We start from the raw sequence: 20,439 nt of genomic DNA, 5'->3' as shown, positions 1-20,439 counted from the left end.
AATATGCTATTACCTGTAAAGTGGTTAAAAGATTATATAGAAACAGATAAAGACTCTAGGATATTAGCAGATGGACTTACTCTATCTGGATCTCATGTAGAGTCAATTATAAATTTAAATAAAGGTTTAGAAAATATAGTAGTTGGAAAAATTTTAAGTTTGGAGAAACATCCTGACGCAGATAAGCTTACTATATGTAAAGTAGATATAGGAAAAGAAGTACTTCAAATAGTGACTGGTGCTGATAATTTACAAGAAGGAGATTACATTCCTGTTGCAGCTGTAGGCTCAAAACTACCAGGAGATATTATAATTGAAAAAACAAACTTTAGAGGAGTAGATTCCTTTGGAATGTTATGCTCTTTAAAGGAATTAGGATATAGTGACAATGTTATACCAAAAGAAATGAAAGATGGTATATTTGTATTAGATAATGAATATCCCTTGGGAGAAAATATAGTTACAATAATGGGATTAAATAATGATGTAATAGAATTTGAAATTACACCAAATAGACCTGATTGTTTAAGTATTATAGGTATGGCAAGGGAAACTTCTGCTACATTTAAGATTCCATTAAAAAAACCTATTATTAATATAGAAAATGAAGTAGAAGATATAAAGGATTATGTTGATTCCATAGAAGTACCTTCTAATAATTGTAATAGATACTATGCTAGGGTAATAAAAGATGTAAATATAAAACCATCACCACTTTGGATGCAAACTAGACTTATGGAGGCAGGAATAAGACCAATAAGTAATATTGTAGATATAACTAATTTTGTAATGCTTGAATATGGGGAGCCGTTACATGCTTTTGATTTAGATAAAGTTGAAGGGAAAAAGATCATTGTAAGAGAAGCTAAAGAAGGAGAAAAAATACTAACATTAGATGAAGCAGAAAGAGAACTTAGTGCTTCAGATTTAATTATAGCAGATGAAAAACAGCCTATTGGGATTGCTGGAGTTATGGGTGGATTTAATAGTGAAATTACAAATAACACTAAAATTGTACTTTTAGAGGGTGCAAACTTTAATCAAAGAAGTGTAAGGCTTACATCAAAGAGATTTGGACTGAGAACTGAGGCATCCACAAGATTTGAAAAAGGAATTGACCCTAATTTAAGCCAAATCGCAGTAGATAGAGTATGTCAACTGATTGAAGAAATTGGTGCTGGAGTAGTAGTTAAAGGAGATATAGATATATATAAGGATGTAAAAAAGGAAACAGCAATAGATTTAAGACCAAATAGAGTAAATAAACTTTTAGGAATTAATATTTCCACAGAAGAAATGATTTCTTATTTAAATGGACTTGGTCTTGAATCAAGACTTGAAGAAGACTTAATTAAGGTGAATATACCAACCTTTAGACTTGACCTTAAAATAGAAGCTGATTTAATTGAAGAAATCGGTAGACTTTATGGATTCCACAATATAGAGAGCAAACCTTTAATTGGTACTTTAACTAGAGGTGAAAAGCCTTATGGAAGAAGAATTGAAGATAGAACTAAGAATATTCTTCAAGGACTAGGTCTAAATGAAGTAATGACGTACTCATTTATTAGTCCTAAGGCATATGACAAAATTAAGCTGCCAGAAGGTAGCCCTTTAAGAAAATATATAATGCTAATTAATCCATTGGGAGAAGATTATAGTGTAATGAGAACTACACTTATACCAAATATGATGGAACTTCTTAGTAGAAACTATAACCGTGGTGTAGAACAGTGTTCTGTATATGAAATAGGGAATTCATTTATATCAAAATCTTTACCTATAGAAGGATTACCTATTGAGAAGAAGATCTTATCCATAGGCATCTATGGAAATAAGGATTTTTTTGACCTAAAGGAAATTGTAGATAAGACTTTAGGTAGACTTGGTATCAAAGAGATAGAATATATTAGAGAAGAAAATAATACTAGTTTCCATCCTGGTAGAACTGCTAAGCTTATACATGATGGTGAAGAAATAGGAATATTAGGTGAGATTCATATAGATGTTCTTGAAAACTATGATATAAAAGAAAGAGTATATATAGCTCAATTAGACTTTAATAAAATAGTTGAAAAGACTAATTTAGAAATTAAATATAAACCTCTACCTAAATATCCAGCAATGATGAGAGATTTAGCTTTAGTAGTTAATGAAAATATATTAGTAGGTGATATCCAAAAGATAATCTCTAAACATGGAGAAGGTTTAATAGAAAAAATTGAATTATTTGATATATATACTGGAGACCAAATCCCTGAAGGAATGAAGAGTGTAGCATATTCTATTACTTATAGATCCTATGAAAGAACTCTTCGGGATGATGAAGTAAATAATATTCAAGAATCTATTATTAAAGATTTAGAAAATACTTTTGATGCAAAGCTTAGGTCATAAAAAAGAGTAGATAATTCTACTCTTTTTCTCCAATAAAGAAGGAGATTTAAAACTTATGTAGAATATATATCTATAAACTATTAAAGGAGTGGTACAAGTTATGACAGAAAGAAAGAAAATAAATATATTGATAGATGGTCGTAACTTTACAGTGGTGGGAACAACTGATGATGAAGACTATGTTAGAAGTTTAGCCAGTTATGTAGATAAAAAGATAAGAGAATTAACAAATAAAAATGATAGATTATGTCAAACCAGCTCAGCTACATTAGCTGCTTTTAATATAGCAGATGAACTTTATAGAACAGTGTCAAAGTTAGAACAATTGAAAAATCAATCTAAAGACCCTATGGAGAAATATGAAAATGTAATAAATGAGTTAGAAAAGGCAAAAGCCACTATTCAAAATTTGGAAACGCAAAATCTACAATATAAAAATGATTTGCTTAATACTAAAATTGAGGGTGAAAATGTCTTAAAGCAAATGAAAAAATATGAACAAGCTTTAGAATTAAAGGAAAAAGAATTAATTGAAAGTCAAAAGATGATAAAATCTTTGCAGGATAAGGTATTTGATAATCAGATTGAATTAATCGAAACTAAAAAAGAATTAGGAGAAGTCCTAAGAATATTAGATAACGAAAAAAAGGTATTTGCCAAGGAGGAATTATAGTAGGTGAATAATAATATTGAATTATTGGCTCCAGTTGGTACCATGGAATCCCTTCATGCAGCCATTCAAAATGGAGCAAATGCAGTTTATTTAGGAGGAAAACTCTTTAATGCTAGACAATATGCCTCTAATTTTGATTATGATGAATTAAAAGAGGCCGTTAATTATGCACATTTGAGAAATGTGAAGGTATATATTACGGCTAATATTTTAGTAGATGATTCTGAGATGGAGGATGTAATAGACTATATTAAATTTCTCTATGAAATTGATATAGATGGTATAATTGTTCAAGACCTTGGTCTTGCCAAGACCATAAGAGATTTCTTTCCAGACTTAGAGGTTCATGGAAGCACACAGATGACAATAAATAATTTACAGGGAGCAGAGTTTGTACATGATATGGGACTTACTAGAGTGGTTATCGCCCGTGAAGTTCCTATTGATGAAATTAAATATATCCATAAAAATACCCCCATTGAATTAGAAGCCTTTATACATGGGGCTCTTTGCGTTTCATACTCTGGACAATGTTTAATGAGTAGTATGATAGGTGGTAGAAGTGGTAATAGAGGAAAGTGTGCGCAACCATGTAGAATGCCATCTTCCATAGTAGATAAGGATGGAAATTTAATAAAGGATTGGAATAAAAAACATATATTAAGTACAAGAGACTTAAATACTCTTGAAGAAATACAAGAAATAGTAGAGTCTGGAATTATCTCTCTGAAAATAGAGGGTAGAATGAAAAGACCAGAATATGTTGCAACAGTGGTTAAAAATTATAGAAAAGCTTTAGATGAAGGAGTATTAAGTTCAGAAGATAAAAAAGATGTAGAGCAAATATTCAATAGGGGATTTACTAAAGGGCTTATGTTTGGAGATTTTGGAAGGAACTTTTCTTCTATGGAAAGACCAGATAATAGGGGAATATTAGTAGGTAAGGTAACTAAGGCAGATAAATATAAGGTATATGTATTATTGAATGAAGATGTAGATGCAGGAGATGGATTAGAGTTTGAAAGTGCCAATGGAGAGTATAAAGGAATGATAGCTCCCTTTAATGGTAAAAAAGGAACTACCATGAACTTAGAGAAACCAGGCTTTATACTTAAAGACTCATTAGTATATAAGACTTCAAGTGTAAATCTTCTTGAACAAGCTAAGTTAAGCTATAAGTTTGAAAATATAAAAAGACCTATAAATATGGAAATAAATATAAACATAGGAATGAAGCCAAAACTTATTCTTATGTATAGAGAAAACCTAATTACCATAGAGGGTGAAAATGAAGTAGAAATATCTCAAAAAGTACCTTTAACAGAAGATAAAATAAGAGAACAATTATCAAAACTTGGAGACTCTATTTATATCTTAGATAATTTAAATATTAATTTAGATGAAAAGGCTTATTTGCCTGTATCATCTTTAAACTCATTGAGAAGAGAAGCCATAGAGAAATTAGATAAAATACTAAAAAATTCACATAAGAGAAATCCCATAGACAGACAAATATATAGTAAAAAGAAGAAAGCTTTTTTTTCATATAAAAAATTAGATAAAGAAATAGACAATAAGATTAGTGTAAAAGTTAGTAATATAGAGCAATTTAATCAGCTGGATTTAGACAAGTTAGATAGGGTTTATTTAGGTTTTTATGATAAACTAGACAAGGCTATTTTTAAGGCTAAAAGCCATAATAAAGAAATATACTTTTGGACAGACAAGATATTATATAGAAAAGACTTAGATAATATTTCTAAAATAATAGAGCCTATAAAAGAAGAAATAGACGGAGTATCTGTATCTAACTTAGGTACATTAAAATATATAAAAGATAGATTTGATTTAAAGATTCATGGAGATATTGGATTAAATATATTCAATAGCTTTACTTTAAATTACCTAAAGGAAAAAGGGCTTAAAAGTACAACATTTTCTCCTGAATTAACTCTAAATCAAATTAGAAAAATAGCAGAACATTCAGATGCCTTTACAGAAGCTATAGTCTATGGTTATTTACCAGTTATGGTAACTAAACATTGTCCAATGTCTTTAGTAAAAGGATGTAAAGACGACAAAAGCTGTAAGAACTGTAATTTCTCTAAGGGTTATGGAATAAAGGATAGAATGAATGTTACTTTTTATATGGATAGAAAAGATGGATATTCAAATATTTACAATTCTGTAGCACTACTTGTAATAGATAGTCTAAAACAAATATATAATAGTGGTGTGTCCATGGCTAGATTAGATTTTACTATTGAAGAAAAAGGAATAAAAGAAATTCAAAGTAATTTTTATGATTATGCTAATAATAATATAGATGAAAGAGAAGCAAAAGAATTTTTAGATAGATTTAAAGAAAATAAAAGCATAACAAATGGTCATTATTTTAGAGGTGTTATGTAATAGAGGTGATAAAATGAATAAAAGAACCTTAAAAACATTAGAGTTTAACAAAGTTATAGATTTACTCCTTGAAAAGGCAGAATCTACCTTAGGAAAAGATAGAGTAAAAGAAATAGAACCATTAACTGAGTTACAGGATATAGAATATTTACAAAGAGAGACAGAAGAGGCACAGTCTTTATTGATTAAAAGAGGTACACCACCACTTTATGGGATACACAGTATAGCACCAGAGGTAAAGAGGGCAGAAATAGGTGGTTCTCTTAGCCCAAGTGGATTATTAAAGGTGTCTGATTCTTTGAGAGTATCTAGAGGATTAAAAAACTATATAAAAGAAACAAAAGAAGATAAGGTTTCTAACTATCCCATTATTGAGAGACTAGTAGAAGATCTAAGGGTATTTAAACATATTGAAGATGAAATAAATAATGCTATTGTTTCTGAAAATGACATATCTGATAATGCTAGTTCCACACTTAGAAGTATCAGAAGGCAAATAATAAGTAAAAACGATGCTGTAAAAGATAAATTAAGTTCCATAATAAGCTCACAGGACAATAAAAAATATTTACAGGATAGTATTGTAACTATCAGGGAAGGTAGATATGTAATACCAGTTAAGGCTGAAAATAGGGGAAATGTTCCAGGATTAGTCCATGATATGAGTGGAAGTGGAGCTACTTTGTTTGTAGAGCCTATGGCTGTAGTTCAGTTAAATAATGAACTTAGAGAGCTAGAATTAAAGGAAAGAGAAGAGATAGAAAGGATATTAAGAGAACTTTCCAATTTAGTAGCAGAAGAATCAGAAGGAATTGGAAATAACCAAAAAATTCTTCAAGAATTAGATTTTATTTTTGCCAAGGGCAAACTTGCCTTAGATATGAAGGCTACAAGACCTATTTTAAATAAAGATGGTTATATAAATATAAGAAAAGGACGACATCCTTTGCTTAATGTGGCTAAAATAGTACCAATAGATGTGTATCTAGGAAAAGAATTTAATTCTCTTATAATAACAGGACCAAATACTGGCGGTAAAACTGTTACATTGAAAACTGTTGGACTTCTTACTTTAATGGCTCAGTCCGGGCTTCATATTCCAGCAGATTTTAATTCAGAAATAGCAGTATTCAATCAAGTATTTGCAGATATTGGAGATGAACAAAGTATAGAACAGTCTCTATCTACTTTCTCATCACACATGGTAAATATAGTAGATATACTTGATAAGGTAGAATATAATAGTTTAATATTATTTGATGAGCTTGGTGCGGGAACAGACCCGACAGAAGGGGCAGCTTTAGCCATGTCTATCTTAGATAAATTACTTAAACTAAATGTAAGGACTATTGCTACAACCCACTATAGTCAGTTAAAATTATATGCTTTAACTACAGAAGGAGTAAGAAATGCCTCAGTAGAATTTGATGTAGAAACTCTAAGTCCTACTTATAGACTGCTTATAGGAGTTCCTGGTAAATCAAATGCCTTTGAAATATCTAAAAGACTGGGACTAAAGGATAATATAATAGATTATGCTAAAGATCTTATTTCAAAGGAAAATATAGAGTTTGAAGATGTACTTCAAGCCATGGAAAAAGATAGATTAGCCATTGAAGCCAATAGACAAGAAGCAGAAAGATATAGATTAGAAGTAGAAAAATTAAAAGAAGATTTAGCTGTAGAAAGAGATAAGACAAAGGAAATGAGAGATAAAATTTTAACTAAAGCTAGGGAAGAAGCCAGACAAGTACTTAGAGGAGCAAAAGAAGAAGCAGATTCCATAGTGGGAGAATTAAAAGATATATCTTTAGAAATAGAAAAGGATAGAGCTAGAAAAATCCAAGAAGTTCAAGAGAAACTAAAGTCTAAATTGAATAAGGCAGAGGGAGAAGTATCTAAAAATATATTAAATGTAAAGTCTAATAAGCCACCAAAGAATCTAAAGGTTGGAGAAACTGTAGAAGTACTTACATTTAACCAGAAGGGTACAGTTGTAGAAGAGCCTGATGATAATGGAAATGTAAAAATTCAAGTAGGTATAATGAAAATAACATCCCACATATCAACTCTTAAAAGAGCAATATCTCAAGAAGAAGAGAAAATCCATAATAGTACTAAAAAAATTATGGGTTCAAAATCTAAGGATATAAAAACAGAAATAGATTTACGGGGACAAAATCTTGATGAAGCTTTCCTTGAATTAGACAAATATTTAGATGACGCATATATTGCAGGATTAAAGCAGATTCATATAATCCATGGAAAAGGTACTGGAGTATTGAGAGATGGTATAAAAACCTATCTAAGAAGCCATAGACATGTAAAGACTTCAAGAATAGGAAATTATAATGAAGGTGGAACTGGAGTTACTGTAGTGGAAATTAAATAAATAAATAAAAACAAAAGAGATATTTATCGTGGTAAAGATAAATATCTCTTTTTAATTTATGAATAGTCGAGAAAAAAATGAACCGATTTCTATCTGGCGACGATAACAATATGAGGGGGTGATGCCAATGGACATATGTGATATGGAAAAATTAATTGATTTATATGGGAATGTTATTTATGGATTTTGTCGGCGGCTTACAATGAATAAGGCTGACGCAGATGATCTATATCAGCAAACTTTCCTAAGAGCATTAGAAATAAAAGAAAAGATAGATATAAACAATAATCCCAAGGGATTCTTGATTTCTCTTGCTGTAAGTATATGGAAAAACAGCACTTGTAAGAAAGCACGTCACTACAGGATCGCACCAATTGTTGGGATGGAAGAGGAGGACTGGTTAAATACATCCACTGATAGTATTAGTATAGAAGATATAATTATCTCAAATGAATTAACAGATGAAGTTAATACCATAGTTTTTAAATTAAATGATAAGTTTAGGATACCTATTATTATGTATTATAATGGAGATATGTCTATAGCAGAGATTTCTACGGCTTTAAAAGTACCTCAAGGAACAATTAAGAGTCGTCTATATAAAGCTAGATTAATTATAAAAAGTGAATTGGAGGTGAAGGGATATGAAAGATATAGACAGGGATGAGATTGATATGTTGCTCAAAATATCACTTTCACCATCTGTTAAGGTTGATGAAAGATTAAATCAAGAATTGAAGAAAAAATTAAAGACTCAGTCTTCCAAAGAAAAATCTTTATCTATCTGGTGGCTTCCTATGGTTATTTCCATATTTATGACTATGGTAGCATCGACAATAGCTTTTATTTTTATTCCATACGGAATTTTGCAGTTAGGAGTTTTAATGTTTTTGCTATTAACTATGATATTTAGCATAGTATTGACAGCTATAGGAGTTAAATACTTTGAACTTAAGAAAGGGGCTGTGATTTGTTTATGAATATGTTAATACTGTTTGGAATATTGATATTATTTATTGGTGTGATATTTATCCTGTTGGGGACATGGACATATAAGGATGCAAAAAAAAGGAATTTAGATGCAGGTCTATGGACTACAATAGTATTATTAGTTCCCAACTTAATGGGTTTAATAATTTATTTTCTAGTAGCTCGTAGATATGAAGCAATCAAATGCAATAAATGTAGTAGCACAGTACCAGCATCATCCCATTATTGCATGAATTGTGGAAGTGAATTTAAGGAAGATCTAAGATATTACAGGGAAAGTAGCTCTAAGAGGCTTATAATAGGATTTATAATCTATTTTACTATAGTTATTATAATTTTCATGGGATTTGTTATAATGTTATTTAGAGATGATAGCTTAAAATTTAATGGTGGAATATCAATAGGTTCAATAGAAAACAATATAGGAGATAAGTGGAATATATCGTATATTTATTCTACTAAGGAATTTACTCGTAAAATAAACATAAAAGATAATAGTCCAAAAACACTCTATATTGAATCTGAATGTGAGGAAGGCGAACTTTCACTAAAGTTAATACAAGGAGAAATAGAAAAGACTATAGATTTATGGCCTAAAAATGATAGTTATGAATTGGATTTATCTATATTTAAAGAGGGGAAAGTTCAGCTTTATTTAATTGGAAATAATGCAAAGAATGTAAAGTTTGAATCGTATTGGGAATAAGTGTGATAAATTATTAATAGGTGGTGAATTAGTGAGAATAGGAAAATTTGCTGAAAGTAACAATCTTACCATTGACACTGTTAGACATTATATGGAGTTGGGATTGATTATACCAGAAATGCAAGGAGGACAATATTATTTTGATTCTAGATGTAAATTAGATTTAGATGAAGTTTTAAATTTAAAGACCATGGGATTTACATTAAATGAAATTAAATCCATATTTATCTTTAGGCGATTAGGAAATCTTACACCCTATGAACAAAATCAATATTATAAAGCTTTTTTTGAAAACAAATACATTAGTGTTGGAAAAGAAATAGAGAATCTTAGAGAAGTTAGAAAAAAACTTAAATACAAAATACAAGAGCTAGAAAGTCTTAATATAAATCCAAAGAATAAAATTGGAATTGATTTTAAACATTTAAATATATTTAAATGTTTAAAATGTAATAGTAATTTAGTACTTTCAAAAGGAAATGTGGATAATAATAAAATAATTGATGGTGTTCTAAGATGTAGCTGTGGATTAGAATATATAATTGAAGATGGAATATTAGTAATTAATCAGCAATCTAAAGGTCATGGAGTAAATTTTGATTTTAATTATATAGTGGAATATATAAGTTTAACTGATATAGAGTACTTAGATAAAGTATATAGGAACTTAGAGTTAATTCATAAGAAAATAGAATTTGACGAGTTTAAAAATAAAATGATATTAGAATTAGGATCGGGAAGTGGTTTTTTCCTAAGACATATATATAATGAATTACCTGATGATGCTATTTATATAGCTGTAGATAATGATTTAGAAAGACATAAATTTTTAAAAAACATGTTAGAACTTATGAATTGCAATAAGAACATAATTTTTATCTGCACAGATTTTAGTGAAATTCCCATAGAAGATAAATCTATTGATGTTCTTGTGGATTTTACAGGAAGTAGCAACTATGGTTTTTTAAATGAAGAGTTTTTATTAAAGGAAATTGATAAATATATTAAAGCATCTGCATGGTTAATTGGAACATATATAATGTTTAAAAACTTTAGTATAAATAGTAAAATAGCCGAAGAATATAGAAAAAGTTTCATTTTAAATAATATACAAGAAAATATAAATAACCTACACTATAAACCTATTTATGAAAATGTATCAGCACCATTGGATAAAGGCGGTAAATATGAAGATTATTTCGTAAAAGGAGAAGAAGTATATTCTTATTTATATTACGGGAAAAGATAGGGTTAACACCATACTTGATCAGTTATATACTCAAAAATATTTATTATATATATTGACGTTGCCTAAAGACTACTATTTAAAATGTAGTTAATAGGAGGGGTCAATATGAAAAACAAAAAAGAAAGACTAAATTTTATATTATTTTCTTTAGGTAAATTTGTATCTATTTTTGGTGCATCTATTTATTCTTTTGCAATAGGTCTTTATGTATTAGAAATTACAGGTTCAGGATTAAATTTTGCTTTAAGTCTAATAGTCAGTAGTATACCTATGCTAATTATCAATCCATTTGCTGGGGTTTTAGCAGATAAATTTGATAAAAAGAAGATAGTTGTTATGATGGATATATTAAATGGAATATTTTTAATGCTAATATATATAATTAGTTGTATACATGGACTAAGTTTGCCTATGATATATGTGAGTACATTTATTACTACGATTTTCAGTACTATATTTGGTATATCTATGGAGGCTGCAATCCCTAATATAGTATCAAAAGATATGTTAATGAATATTAATTCAATTAGTAAAATAATAGACTCCATATCTTCAATATTGGGTCCAATGGTTGGAGGATTGATATTTGCTTTTATTGATATTAGATATTTTATTTTACTCTGTGGAATATTCTATATAATTTCAGGAGTATCCGAAATGTTTATAGATTTTAGATATAACTACCAAGAGGATAAGAAAAATGAAAATAATATTGATTTTGTAAAAGATATGAAAAAGGGCTTCGAATATATTATGGAGAGAAAAGATATTATAGGAATTTTTACTGTGTTTATTAGTATAAACTTTTTTATGGGGCTATCAGTTACTGTACCTTTACCTTATATAATTAATAATGTATTGATGCTCGGATCTAAAAGTCTAGGCATAATTCAAAGTGGATTTCCAGTAGGGATGATAATTGGTGCATTACTGATTAAAAGGATAATGAAAAAGACTGCATATAAAAAAGTTTTAATGTTTTCTAGTTTTACATTAGGTATATGCACAATCTTATTAGGTATTCCCATACTATTTAAGAATATGGCATTTACTCCTATGATATATACTTTATACTATTGTGGGGTAGTATTTATATTTGGAGCTACTATATCTTTTATAGATATACCAATTATGTATATGCTGCAAAAAATGATACCAGATGAATATAGGGGAAGAGTTCTAAGTATAGTGATGAGTACGGTAAAAATCATTCTGCCCATTGGTCTAATCTTATCTGGATATTTATTAAATAGAATCCCAATATATTTCATAACAACTGTAGGAGGAATATTACTGTTTCTGACTAATTTTTTATCCTTAAATAGTAAAAAAACAATGTTTTTAAATGTAAATGAAGAAATTAAATAATTACTTGTATTTTTATAAGGAGTATTGTATATTATATATTAATAATTGTATATAATTCGTAGATTGAGAGAGTAAGATATTTAAACTAGCAAAAGCGAACTGGGATGGTGAAAGCCAGTGTTAGGAAATATTTGAAAAGAACTCATGAGAATATATCTGAAAAAAGTAAGATATTACGCTAGTAGCGTTAAAATTTCGAGTGGGCATTTGCCAACAAGAGTGGTATCACGGGTTAGCTCTCGTCTCTTATTAGAGATGAGAATTGACCCGATTTTTATTTTTTATAAATCAAGATAATTGTGAATTAAATAAGAGGAGGTTAAAAAGATGTTAAATTTTAAAGAAAAAGTTGTAAAATTAATTAAATCAGAAGTAGATGTACTGACAGAGGAAGAAATATCTGCCTTAATAGAAGTGCCACCATCTTATGATATGGGTGATTATGCTTTTCCAGTATTTAGATTAGCCAAGGCTTTTAAAAAAGCACCACCAATGATAGCAGAAGAGTTAGCGCCTAAATTTGGAGATAATGAATATTTTGAAAGAATAGAAAACAAAGGCCCTTATCTTAACTTCTTTATAAATAAAGGTAAACTTACAGAAGTTACTTTAAATGAAGTAAAAGGAAAACAAGCTAAGTATGGTTCATCAGATATGGGTAATGGAAAAACAGTAATAGTAGAATACTCATCACCTAATATCGCAAAACCTTTCCACATAGGTCATATTAGAACAACAGTTATAGGAAATTCATTGTATAAAATATATACTTTTTTAGGATTTGATACAATTGCAATTAATCATTTAGGAGATTATGGAACTCAATTTGGTATGTTAATTTCTGCCTATAAAAAATGGGGGGATAAAGCAGTAATAGAATCTGATCCTATAAATGAGTTATTAAAGCTATATGTTAGATTTAATGCAGAAGCAGAAGAACATGAAGAACTAAGAAATGAAGCTAGATACTGGTTTAAGGAATTAGAAGATGGAAATAAAGAAGCTGTAGAATTATGGCAATGGATTAGAGAAATATCCTTAAAGGAGTTCAATAAAGTATATGATATGTTAAACATTAAGTTTGACTCCTATGCAGGGGAATCCTTCTATTCAGATAAAATGCCAGCAGTTATTGAGGAATTAAAAGAAAAGAATTTACTGAAGGAATCAGATGGTGCATTTCTAGTGGATTTAGAGGAACATGGAATGCCACCAGCACTTATAATGAAATCTGATGGTTCTACATTATATACTACAAGAGATATAGCAGCTGCATTTTATAGAAAGAAAAACTACGATTTTTATAAAAATATATATGTAGTAGCTTCTCAGCAAAATCTTCATTTTAAAGCGTGGATGAAGGTAATAGAATTGATGGGGTATGAGTGGGCAAATGATTGTGTTCATATACCGTTTGGCATGGTTAGTTTAGAGGATGGAACTTTATCCACTAGAAAAGGTAGAGTAGTATTCTTAGAGGATGTACTAAATACTGCAGTTAAAAATACTTTAAATATAATAAATGAAAGAAACCCAAATTTAGAAAACAAGGAAGAAGTCGCAAAACAAGTAGGGATTGGTGCAGTAGTATTTCAAGAACTGTTTAATCAAAGAATTAAAGACTATGTATTCTCATGGGATAGAACATTAAGCTTTGAAGGTGAAACGGGACCTTATGTTCAATATACTCATGCAAGAATAAGTTCTCTACTTGAAAGAGGAAAGTTTAATATAGAAGACAATGTGAATTATAATCTTTTAAATACAGAGGAGGAAATAAATATAACAAGGTTATTATATGATTTCCCTAAGATAGTAGTAGATTCAATGGAAAAAAATGAGCCATATTTCATTACAAGACATATAGTTGAAATAGCGAAAGCTTATAATAAGTTTTACAATTCATGTCCTATAATTACAGATGATATAGAGCTAAAAAAAGCAAGACTTATGCTATCTTTTGGAGCTAAAACTGTAATAAAAACTGGATTAGAGCTATTAGGTATGGAAGCACCAGAAAGAATGTAGATAGAATGGAAAAAAAATTAGAAAGACTTTTGCTAAATCTATTTCTATATGATTATACGAAAAATAACTCTTACACATACTTATCCCAATTAGGAGTAATAACAATAAAATCATTAATTCCTATGAAAGAAGAAGTGGCAGTAAGAATTGACTATAAAAGATTTGTAGAGGAATTTAGACTATGGCTAAGTTATAGAAATGGAGGGAATTCTTCTTTATTAAATGCAGAAGGAAAAATAAATTCTGTTGCATATTGGGAAGAAGAAGATAACTCAATTTTAAGCAGAATAATTCCAATAATCCTTGCAAATCAAAACTATGAAGTGATTCAAGAGGAAATCATAAAAAACATACTATTTACAACTGGAAACTTAACGACACTTTTCCAATGGTTAGCCATAAGCTCTTTATTACATGAAACAGCTTTTAATAAATCTAACAACAATTTATTAGATACATTAAAAGAAGTTGTAATAGGATTCTCTCAAGCTGATTATATGAAAAAATATGAAAAATATTATAGAGCAAATATTAAAGATTATAAAGGTAATTTTAGTGTTGAATTTGAAAGAGAAAAGATTCATCTGTTAAATATACTCAATGGAATTAAAAATAATAGATATTCTAATTTAATTGATTTACTAAATGTATTAGATAAAAAAGAACCACAGACTATGATTGGTGAAATATTTTGTGGATTTATATATGATTTAGATATTGAATACAATCTTCCTAAATTCTATATAAACCTTGGAGATTATATTATAAATTTAAGGAAATCTAGAATTGATCCAGAACAGCTTAAAATAGAAAAATATATATTACCAGATATTTTTGACCAAAAAGAAGGGGAAATATTTTTTCATTCTTTGCTTAAAGAAGCTAAAGTAATAAAAAAAGAAGTAAAAAACAATGTTTTAACTTCCTTAATTCAAACTAGAACAGGTATGTATTTATTTAAAAAATAAGGCTCTCAAATTTATGAGAGTCTATTTTTTTATATGTTCTAAAAAATCCTTTTCATCCATTTCTACTAAGAAGCTTAATTCCTCAACAATACTATCTTTTAAACTGATGAAATCATCTATTTTAGTGTTTTTACCTGTATATTCTAAAGCCTCAATAATTAGAAGCATATCATCTTTAGACATTTCTTGTATTGAAATCTTGTCGAAATCCCTCATGATTCTCCCCCTTTTGTCATATTATACAATATATTCTATAAGAATTTTATCAAAAGTTCAATGGTTATTCTATGTTTTTCTAAATTATCTGTATAAGATTAAAAACTAATGATATAATGTACTTAGTATTAGAGGAGGAAAAAAATGAAAATAATATTAACTACATTGAATTCTAAGTTTATTCATTCTTGTTTATCTATTAGATACTTGAAGGAATATATTAGAGATTTAATTCCAATTGAAATAAAAGAATATACAATAAATCAGAATACGGATTTTATAGCTTCGGATATTTTTAAAGAAAATCCAGATATAATAGGTTTCTCAACTTATATTTGGAATTTAACAGAGACTTTAGAGATATGTGAGATTTTAAAAATAGTTAAACCTGAAATAAAGATTATCTTAGGCGGACCAGAAGTTTCTTTTGATGGAGAAAATATATTAAAAGATAATCCTTCCATTGATTTTATAGTCTATGGAGAAGGAGAAGAAACATTTAAGGAGCTTGTGGAAACTTTGATTAAAAATGGTGAGAAGTTTGATAATATAAAAGGGTTAATTTATAGAAATAACAACGGAGTAGTTATAAATTCTCCGAGACCTTTAATTAAGGATTTAAACGCTATCCCCTCTCCCTATAAGAATATAGGAAATGAATTTAGAAATAAAATTGTGTATTTTGAATCCTCTAGGGGATGCCCTTTTGGTTGTGAATTTTGTCTTTCCTCAACCATTAAAGGGGTTAGGTATTTTTCCATAGATAGAATAAAGGAAGAATTAGGGATTCTAATAGATGCCAATGTTAAGCAAGTAAAATTTGTAGATAGAACATTTAATGCAAATAAAAATTATGCTATGGAAATAATGAATTTTATTATAGATAAAAATCCTAAAGGTATTAACTTTCACTTTGAAGTTACAGCACATTTATTGGATAGGGAAATGTTAGACTTCCTATCTAATGTAGATGAAGGACTATTTCAGTTTGAAGTAGGGGTACAATCTACTAATTTAGATACTATAGAAGCAGTAGGGAGGATTACCGATTTTGAAAAGTTAAGAAAGATTACCAAGGAAATAAAATCATATAAAAATATTCATCAGCACCTAGACCTTATTGCAGGGCTTCCTTATGAAGGATATGACTCCTTTAGAAAGTCATTTAATGATGTTTATGAAATAAAGCCCGAGAAGATACAATTAGGATTTTTAAAGCTATTAAAAGGGTCCGGACTTAGAAGAGATGAAGAAAAGTATGGATTTAAGTATTTAGATATCCCTCCTTATGAAATATTAGAAAATGATTTTATAAAATATGGAGAAATTATAAAGCTGAAGGTTATAGAGGATTTAGTAGAAAAGTATTATAATGAAGGATACTTTGAACATTCTCTCCAATATATAATTAACAATCATTATATTAGCCCTTTTGATTTCTATGAGGATTTTTCTTTGTTTTGGGAAGACAAGGAGTATCATAAGGTATCCAACAGTAGAATCAAACTATATGAAGTATTAATGGAATTCTATAAAACAAGAAATTATTCTAATGTATTGAACTTTAACGAACTTTTAAGATTTGATTTTATACAAAACAATAAAGGAGCGCAAGTTCCAAAGAATATAGAATCTTTAGGAAGAAATGTAGAACAAAGAATTATCCATGAGATACTAAAGGATCAAAGAATAATTGAAAATTATTTAGATGAATATAAATATTTACCAACTAAAAGGGTAATAAAAGAAGTGTCTATAGAAGGATTTAAAGAGAATATTTTTAAAATCATAGAAAATGGTCATAATCCAATAGATGACAATGAAGAAATATATATACTATTTATTTATCAGAATGGAGTTATAAATAGGTGTAAAACCTATGATATAACTTATATAATAAAGGAGTTGATTTAATTGGATATTTTAAAAGATTTTTTAATGATTAATAAACAAACCTTAAAGAAAACAGTAGTTAGTTTGAAGGATAACTGGATGATAATCTTTACAGGAATAGCATATATAATTATAAATATGCTTATGTTTAGTTTAGCAATGACTTTATTTAGTGGAATACTTTCTATTATTGCAGGTGTTATAATCGCAATAGTAAGTGCAAGTTTAATATCTAATTACTTATATCTTTTGTATAATGTAATTAATTATAATAGAATAACATTCCAAGATTTTAAAGATGGATTCAAATATTTTCTTAGAAAAGTATATACAGTATTTTTCTTCGCATGGATAGGAAGTTACTTATTAAATATTGTTCAAGGAATCTTAGGATTTAATGGATATATATTAAATATAGTAGTAACAGTATCGATATTTATATTATTAAATCCCCTGCCAGAGACATTATATTTAAAAGTATTAGAACCTATGGACAGTATTATGTATTCAATTGATTTTATGAAGGAAAATTGGTTAAATTGGTTATTACCTAATGTTGTATTTTATATAGTTATTTATTATCTTACAGGAAATATTGTGACTATATTTACTACACATTTGAATTTAGGATTAGATTTAGGTATCTTAGGAATTATAAGATATTTACTAGGACAAGGAATATTTTCCTTTACTATGATTTATAGAGGACATTTGTATAAGTTACTTAGCACAAGTACTAGAAGAAAAAGAATGTTTATGAATAAGTTTTAATAATAGAAGGTGATAATATGAATTTTATTAATGAATATTTTAAAAGACAAGCAAATAGAGTTACATTTATGGAATTGAAGGAAGATACTACTATTAATATTAAGGGGTATCCTATAAATGAGAATATTCCGTTACCAATAATAACAGATGTATTAATAGATGAAATAAAAGAAGGTAATTTAGAAGAGGAAATAAAACTTGAATATATAATAAATGGAATAGTCTATTTAATGGGTATAGACCCTGAGTTTAAATATATACAAGATTATAAAAAGATTATCATGGAATATAATGAAAAAGTTGAAGAATATATATTCTTTCAAGGAATTAAAAGAATGGAAGCTAAAGACCATATAGGTGGAGCAATTTGTTTTAGAGCATTAAAGTTAATAAATTCAAAGAACCTTAATGGTATTTTTAACTATGCTTTTGCACTGGAGGAAATAAGCAAGGAATACTTTGAAAAGGAACAAGAAAAAGAAGGGTCTATATTTTTAAGTAAATCCACTAGAGAATTGGAATCTATATTGGATATAGATGATAAATATCCTTTAGCATATTATAAACTTGGATACCATTACAAATTTAATAATCAATATCTAAAGGCGAAACTAATATGGACAAAGTATTTAACCTTAGATAGGGATGAAATAAGGCTTCAAGAAATAAGGGGAGAAATAGAGCTTATAGAGAATGATGTGGCATTGGAATCAGGATTATCATATTTATCTCGAGAATATTTTGAACAAGCGTTAGATGTATTTTTAAAGCTGCTTCCTAAGTTTGAAAAGTGGTGGGAGCTTAAATACCTAATAGGAGCTTGTTATAAAGGATTAGGAGAGCTTGAAAAAGCCATTGACTACTTTTATGAATCCTTAGATTTATATAAAGAGGACTCTGATGTGTACAATGAATTAGGAATCTGTTTATTTACCATAGAGGATTTAGATAATGCAATAGATGTTTATACAGAAGGCATTGAAAATATACAAAATGATTATAAACTATTATTTAATAGAGGACTGTGTTATTTACAATTGGGAAATTTAGAAAAAGCATATGAAGATATTAGTGAAGCAGTTAAATTAAATCCTAATGATGAAAATATGAATAATCAAAAGAACATATTAGACGATTTAATGAATAGATAATATATTAAATATGGAGGGATATAATTTGGAAATCAAAAGACTAGAGGAATTACTAAAAGTCAAAACTCAAAGGACAATGAAATTAGCAGTAGTGGCTTGTCATGATGAAGAGGTTTTAAGTGCAGTAGTAGAGGCGGAGAAACTAGGTATAGCTGAGCCAATCTTAATTGGACATAAGGAAAAAACAAATGTGATAGCTAAAGAAAAAGGATTTGACATAAGTAATTATGAATTTATAGACGAAGAAGACTTAGGTATGGCAGCAGAAATAGGAGTTAAAATGGTTTCTGGAGGAAAGGCTAACTTTATAATGAAAGGTCTAGTAGATACGTCCATATTGTTAAAGGCAGTTTTAAATAAGGAATGGGGACTAAGAACTGATTCTTTATTAAGTCATGTAATGACTTATGATATTCCCAATTATTCAAAGTTAATTTACTTAACAGATGGTGGAATGAATTTACATCCATCCTTAGAGGATAAAGTTAAAATCATAGAAAATGCAGCCATAGTAATAAAATCATTAGGTAGAGAAGAAGTTAAAGTAGCTTGTTTAGCAGCTAAGGAGAAAGTAGATCCTAAAATGATAGCAACAGTAGATGCAGGTGAGTTGAAGAATAAATATATGGAAGGAGAATTTTCAAAGGGGGTAATAGTAGATGGTCCAATGGCATTGGATTTAGCAGTATCTAAATTATCGGCAGAAATAAAAGGATATGAATCACCAGTAGCAGGAGATGCTGACATACTTTTAGTTCCTAATATTGAAATGGGTAATGGTATAGGAAAAAGTATTACTTATTTTGCTGGAGGAAAGTCAGCAGGCGTGGTGATGGGAGCAAAGGCTCCCATAGTATTAGTATCGAGAGCAGATGACCATGAATCAAAACTATATTCTATTGCATTGGGAAGTGTCGTTGCAGCTTTTAAAGAATAGTCAAATTTGAATTATATGTATAATTTTTAGAAAACTGAATACAATAAACCTTAGTTAAAGACCATGTTTAACATAGTCTTTAACTTTTTTATAAAAAGGGGTTGACTTTATATTCGAAACCGTGTATTATAATAAAAGTCGGCTGCGACATTAACTCAAATAAATCTAAAAAAGATTTAAAAAAAGTTAAAAAACAGTTGACAACTCTTGGAAAAAAGAGTATGATAGTAAAAGTCAGCTACAATGAAAAACTTCACAAATCAACAAATGATTTAAAAAAGTTTTTTA

The 20,439-nt window shown here is 28.6% G+C and carries 16 protein-coding genes and 1 other annotated feature; of the genes, 15 read left to right on the top strand and 1 reads right to left on the bottom strand.

Features of this window, described 5'->3' with window-relative positions; genetic code table 11:
* Positions 1 to 3 precede the first annotated feature (3 nt).
* From pheT to KQI41_RS12960, 11 genes are all read left to right on the top strand, one after another.
* Positions 4 to 2,397 (top strand): phenylalanine--tRNA ligase subunit beta, encoded by a 2,394-nt coding sequence (gene pheT / locus KQI41_RS13010; protein WP_154439855.1) that lies wholly within the window; start codon positions 4 to 6, stop codon positions 2,395 to 2,397.
* A gap of 100 nt (positions 2,398 to 2,497) precedes the next feature.
* Positions 2,498 to 3,070, top strand: a complete 573-nt coding sequence (locus tag KQI41_RS13005) for a cell division protein ZapA (RefSeq protein WP_154439856.1) — start codon at positions 2,498 to 2,500, stop codon at positions 3,068 to 3,070.
* 3 nt (positions 3,071 to 3,073) lie between these two features.
* Positions 3,074 to 5,482 (top strand): U32 family peptidase, encoded by a 2,409-nt coding sequence (locus tag KQI41_RS13000; protein ID WP_216585458.1) that lies wholly within the window; start codon positions 3,074 to 3,076, stop codon positions 5,480 to 5,482.
* Positions 5,483 to 5,495: 13 nt separating this feature from the next.
* On the top strand, positions 5,496 to 7,874 hold the full coding sequence (locus KQI41_RS12995; RefSeq protein ID WP_216585457.1) for an endonuclease MutS2: 2,379 nt from the start codon (positions 5,496 to 5,498) through the stop codon (positions 7,872 to 7,874).
* A 127-nt stretch (positions 7,875 to 8,001) separates the two neighbouring features.
* Positions 8,002 to 8,541 carry an RNA polymerase sigma factor gene (locus KQI41_RS12990; RefSeq protein ID WP_216585456.1) on the top strand — a complete coding sequence of 180 codons (540 nt, stop codon included), beginning with the start codon at positions 8,002 to 8,004 and terminating at the stop codon, positions 8,539 to 8,541.
* Positions 8,519 to 8,854, top strand: a complete 336-nt coding sequence (locus KQI41_RS12985) for a hypothetical protein (protein WP_154439859.1) — start codon at positions 8,519 to 8,521, stop codon at positions 8,852 to 8,854. Before KQI41_RS12990 ends, KQI41_RS12985 begins: the two co-directional genes overlap by 23 nt.
* The gene (locus KQI41_RS12980) at positions 8,845 to 9,570 is read left to right on the top strand and encodes a hypothetical protein (RefSeq protein WP_216585455.1); all 726 of its coding nucleotides are present in this window, start codon (positions 8,845 to 8,847) and stop codon (positions 9,568 to 9,570) included. Before KQI41_RS12985 ends, KQI41_RS12980 begins: the two co-directional genes overlap by 10 nt.
* Before the next feature lie 31 nt (positions 9,571 to 9,601).
* Positions 9,602 to 10,819 (top strand): MerR family transcriptional regulator, encoded by a 1,218-nt coding sequence (locus KQI41_RS12975; RefSeq protein WP_216585454.1) that lies wholly within the window; start codon positions 9,602 to 9,604, stop codon positions 10,817 to 10,819.
* A 105-nt stretch (positions 10,820 to 10,924) separates the two neighbouring features.
* Positions 10,925 to 12,187, top strand: a complete 1,263-nt coding sequence (locus KQI41_RS12970; RefSeq protein WP_154439861.1) for an MFS transporter — start codon at positions 10,925 to 10,927, stop codon at positions 12,185 to 12,187.
* A 50-nt stretch (positions 12,188 to 12,237) separates the two neighbouring features.
* Positions 12,238 to 12,437 (top strand) — a binding site (T-box leader).
* A gap of 77 nt (positions 12,438 to 12,514) precedes the next feature.
* Positions 12,515 to 14,215, top strand: a complete 1,701-nt coding sequence (argS, locus tag KQI41_RS12965; RefSeq protein WP_216585453.1) for an arginine--tRNA ligase — start codon at positions 12,515 to 12,517, stop codon at positions 14,213 to 14,215.
* 5 nt (positions 14,216 to 14,220) lie between these two features.
* Positions 14,221 to 15,183, top strand: a complete 963-nt coding sequence (locus KQI41_RS12960; protein WP_154439863.1) for a hypothetical protein — start codon at positions 14,221 to 14,223, stop codon at positions 15,181 to 15,183.
* Positions 15,184 to 15,204: 21 nt separating this feature from the next.
* On the opposite strand, the gene KQI41_RS12955 is transcribed toward KQI41_RS12960, so the two are convergent.
* Complete coding sequence (locus KQI41_RS12955) at positions 15,205 to 15,399, bottom strand: hypothetical protein (protein WP_154439864.1); 195 nt, start codon at positions 15,397 to 15,399, stop codon at positions 15,205 to 15,207.
* A gap of 144 nt (positions 15,400 to 15,543) precedes the next feature.
* On the opposite strand from KQI41_RS12955, the gene KQI41_RS12950 reads away from it, so the two are divergent.
* The 4 genes from KQI41_RS12950 to KQI41_RS12935 are packed head-to-tail and all read left to right on the top strand — an operon-like array spanning position 15,544 to position 20,151.
* A complete protein-coding gene (locus tag KQI41_RS12950) occupies positions 15,544 to 17,313 on the top strand; it encodes a B12-binding domain-containing radical SAM protein (RefSeq protein WP_216585452.1) in 1,770 nt (589 codons plus the stop codon).
* A complete protein-coding gene (locus KQI41_RS12945; RefSeq protein ID WP_216585451.1) occupies positions 17,314 to 18,063 on the top strand; it encodes a hypothetical protein in 750 nt (249 codons plus the stop codon).
* A 17-nt stretch (positions 18,064 to 18,080) separates the two neighbouring features.
* Positions 18,081 to 19,214 (top strand): tetratricopeptide repeat protein, encoded by a 1,134-nt coding sequence (locus KQI41_RS12940; protein WP_154439867.1) that lies wholly within the window; start codon positions 18,081 to 18,083, stop codon positions 19,212 to 19,214.
* A gap of 25 nt (positions 19,215 to 19,239) precedes the next feature.
* Positions 19,240 to 20,151: a bifunctional enoyl-CoA hydratase/phosphate acetyltransferase gene (locus KQI41_RS12935; RefSeq protein ID WP_244971109.1), complete on the top strand. Its 912-nt coding sequence runs from the start codon at positions 19,240 to 19,242 to the stop codon at positions 20,149 to 20,151.
* The last annotated feature ends 288 nt before the right edge of the window (positions 20,152 to 20,439 follow it).

Source organism: Tissierella pigra, from assembly GCF_018917845.1.
Lineage (GTDB): Bacteria > Bacillota > Clostridia > Tissierellales > Tissierellaceae > Tissierella > Tissierella pigra.
The sequence above is the reverse complement of the archived record's forward strand: the minus strand, read 5'-3'. Positions and strand labels throughout refer to the sequence as shown.

Coding starts and splice junctions, on each gene's coding strand:
- KQI41_RS12990 (WP_216585456.1), top strand. CDS start 8,002: ATGGACATATGTGATATGGAAAAATTAATTGATTTATATGGGAATGTT.
- KQI41_RS12995 (WP_216585457.1), top strand. CDS start 5,496: ATGAATAAAAGAACCTTAAAAACATTAGAGTTTAACAAAGTTATAGAT.
- pheT (WP_154439855.1), top strand. CDS start 4: ATGCTATTACCTGTAAAGTGGTTAAAAGATTATATAGAAACAGATAAA.
- KQI41_RS12950 (WP_216585452.1), top strand. CDS start 15,544: ATGAAAATAATATTAACTACATTGAATTCTAAGTTTATTCATTCTTGT.
- KQI41_RS12970 (WP_154439861.1), top strand. CDS start 10,925: ATGAAAAACAAAAAAGAAAGACTAAATTTTATATTATTTTCTTTAGGT.
- KQI41_RS12940 (WP_154439867.1), top strand. CDS start 18,081: ATGAATTTTATTAATGAATATTTTAAAAGACAAGCAAATAGAGTTACA.
- argS (WP_216585453.1), top strand. CDS start 12,515: ATGTTAAATTTTAAAGAAAAAGTTGTAAAATTAATTAAATCAGAAGTA.
- KQI41_RS13005 (WP_154439856.1), top strand. CDS start 2,498: ATGACAGAAAGAAAGAAAATAAATATATTGATAGATGGTCGTAACTTT.
- KQI41_RS12955 (WP_154439864.1), bottom strand. CDS start 15,399: ATGAGGGATTTCGACAAGATTTCAATACAAGAAATGTCTAAAGATGAT.
- KQI41_RS12960 (WP_154439863.1), top strand. CDS start 14,221: ATGGAAAAAAAATTAGAAAGACTTTTGCTAAATCTATTTCTATATGAT.
- KQI41_RS12985 (WP_154439859.1), top strand. CDS start 8,519: ATGAAAGATATAGACAGGGATGAGATTGATATGTTGCTCAAAATATCA.